The following is a 2,520-nucleotide window of genomic DNA, read 5'->3' as shown; positions in this document are numbered from 1 at the left end:
TCTGACGTCTATGTAAGACTGGGCGACAATGTGCGCGAAGGGCAAACCCTTTGCATTATCGAAGCGATGAAGTTGATGAATGAAATCGAAGCTGAGACCACCGGGAAGATTTCTGAAATCTGCGTTAAAAACGGCTCCCCGGTCGAGTTTGGCACGGTTCTCTTCAGGATTGAACCGTAGTGAGCGAACGAGCAATTAAAAAACTTCTCATTGCAAACCGTGGCGAAATTGCGTTGCGGATCTTGCGAGCTGCCAAAGAACTTGGTATAAAAACCGTTGCAGTATACTCAACTGCTGACCGGGAATCGCTACACGTCCGATTTGCCGACGAAGCGATTTGTATTGGACCGCCACAATCGAATGAGAGCTATCTGAATGTTCCGCGGATTCTTGCTGCTGCTGAAGTTTCCGGCGCTGATGCGATACATCCGGGCTATGGATTTCTTTCCGAGCGAGCCGAGTTTGCCGAGCAAGTCGTTGCCAATGGTTTAATCTGGGTCGGGCCGCATCCACAGGCAATCCGGATGATGGGCGAGAAATCGCTGGCGAAAGCAACGATGAAAGCCGCCGGTGTTCCGGTTGTTCCCGGTTCCGAAGGAATTTTATCGAGCGCACAGGAAGCCTTGGAAATTGCTGAGCAAATCGGTTATCCCGTATTGCTGAAAGCGGTTGCTGGAGGAGGCGGTCGTGGAATGCGAATCGTTCGCGACTCGGAATTGATGGAATCGATTTATGGTATTGCCAGTGCGGAAGCCGAATCAGCTTTTACATGCGCCGATCTGTATCTCGAAAAATTGATTCTCGAGCCGCGGCACATTGAAGTGCAGGTTATCGGAGATAAATACGGTAACGCAATTCATTTAGGCGAACGCGATTGTTCGGTTCAACGCCGTCACCAGAAGTTGATCGAAGAAGCGCCGTCACCGGTGGTCACGCCTGATATTCGGGCAAAATTGGGTGAAGCGGCGGTTCAAGGTGCGTTGAGGGTGGGGTACGATTCGTTAGGGACGATGGAATTCGTGTACGATAAAGAAGGTAACTTCTATTTCATCGAAATGAATACCCGGATTCAAGTCGAACATCCAATTACTGAACAAATTACCCGGGTCGATTTGGTGAAAGAACAAATCCGAATCGCTGCTGGACAAAAGCTTTCGAAGACCCAATCGCAGGTTTTCATGCGCGGTCATTGCATCGAAGTTCGCATCAATGCGGAAGACCCTGACAAAAACTTTATGCCGTCTCCGCGGGAGATTACTGCCTTGCATTTCCCCGGTGGTCCAGGAATCCGAATCGATAGTTGTGCATATCAGGGATTCAAGATTCCTCCATACTATGATAGCATGATTGGGAAGCTCATCGTTTTTGGCGCTGACCGGACGGAAGCGCTGGCAAGAATGCGGCGCGCGTTAGAAGAGTCGATTATCGAAGGACCAAAAACGACTATCCCATTGTTTCAAAAGATTATGAACAACCCGAAATTTATTTCCGGGAATTATGATACGTCGTTCCTGGAATCAACGATTTTAAAATAAATATTTTCTGGTGAACCATGGTTCACCGTAGTATGAGAGCAGTCGGACGAAAAAAACGTCCAAGAAAAAAAATCTGCGTCGTATTGACGCAAACGTACTGAGGAGTACATCGTGAATATCCCCAACACATTGAAGTACACCAGCAGTCATGAATGGTGCAAAATCGATGGTAACATCGCAACCGTAGGATTATCCGATTACGCCCAATCTGAATTAGGCGATATCGTCTTTCTATCGCTACCAGCAATTGGCACGGAAATAAAAGCCGGTGGCACATTGTTAACAATCGAAGCGGTAAAAACCGTTGCCGATATGTATTCTCCGGTTTCAGGGAAGATTGTAGATGCCAACACTGCATTGGATAGCGATCCCCAAAAGATTAATCAAGATTGCTATGGCGACGGTTGGGTTGTGAAAGTGGAAATGAGCGATCCGTCAGAAGTCGGAAAATTGATGGACGCTTCTGTCTATGAAACGACGCTACACTAAGCAGCGCTTCAAAACATCCACAAAAAATGGACGCGTGTTTATCGTCCGCTGAACTGTTTCGCCGGTTGGTCGATCCAAAAAAATCGATAACTGCTACCGGCAGCAAGGCTGAGAAGATGTCTTACATACCACATACCGCCGAAGATCGCTCGGCGATGCTTTCCGCAATTGGTGTTGCGTCGATCGACGAGCTTTTCCAGAACCTCCCCACGTCGATCCGTTTGCAGGATGAATTAGAATTACCCGATGGTTGGTCTGAGATGGAAGTCCGCAAAGCCTTCCAAAAGATGGCAGGAAAAAACCAAACCGGCGATAAGGCAATTTGTTTTGCTGGCATGGGGAGTTACGAACACTATGTTGCCGCGGCAGTCAATACGCTCTTGCTACGTTCCGAATTCTATACGGCTTATACACCGTATCAACCGGAAGTGGCACAAGGTACACTGCAGTGTATTTATGAATTTCAGTCGTTAATGACCCGTTTGACTGGGTTGCC

General features: G+C 47.9%; 4 protein-coding genes. All 4 read left to right on the top strand.

All coding sequences use genetic code 11. The features are described from left to right. On the top strand, nucleotides 1-180 hold a 180-nt coding region (locus OEM52_14850; protein MDK9701412.1), incomplete at its 5' end, for an acetyl-CoA carboxylase, biotin carboxyl carrier protein. Next, complete coding sequence (gene accC, locus OEM52_14845; GenBank protein MDK9701411.1) at nucleotides 180-1,535, top strand: acetyl-CoA carboxylase biotin carboxylase subunit; 1,356 nt, start codon at nucleotides 180-182, stop codon at nucleotides 1,533-1,535. The genes OEM52_14850 and accC, both read left to right, overlap by 1 nt. Nucleotides 1,536-1,646: 111 nt before the next feature. Next, a complete protein-coding gene (gene gcvH, locus OEM52_14840) occupies nucleotides 1,647-2,024 on the top strand; it encodes a glycine cleavage system protein GcvH (GenBank protein ID MDK9701410.1) in 378 nt (125 codons plus the stop codon). A gap of 26 nt (nucleotides 2,025-2,050) precedes the next feature. Further along, nucleotides 2,051-2,520, top strand: a 470-nt coding sequence (locus tag OEM52_14835) for a glycine dehydrogenase (GenBank protein MDK9701409.1), incomplete at its 3' end; no start/stop codon positions are given.

Source organism: bacterium, from assembly GCA_030247525.1.
GTDB lineage: Bacteria > Electryoneota > JAOADG01 > JAOADG01 > JAOADG01 > JAOTSC01.
This window is presented reverse-complemented; position numbering and strand designations above follow the sequence as displayed.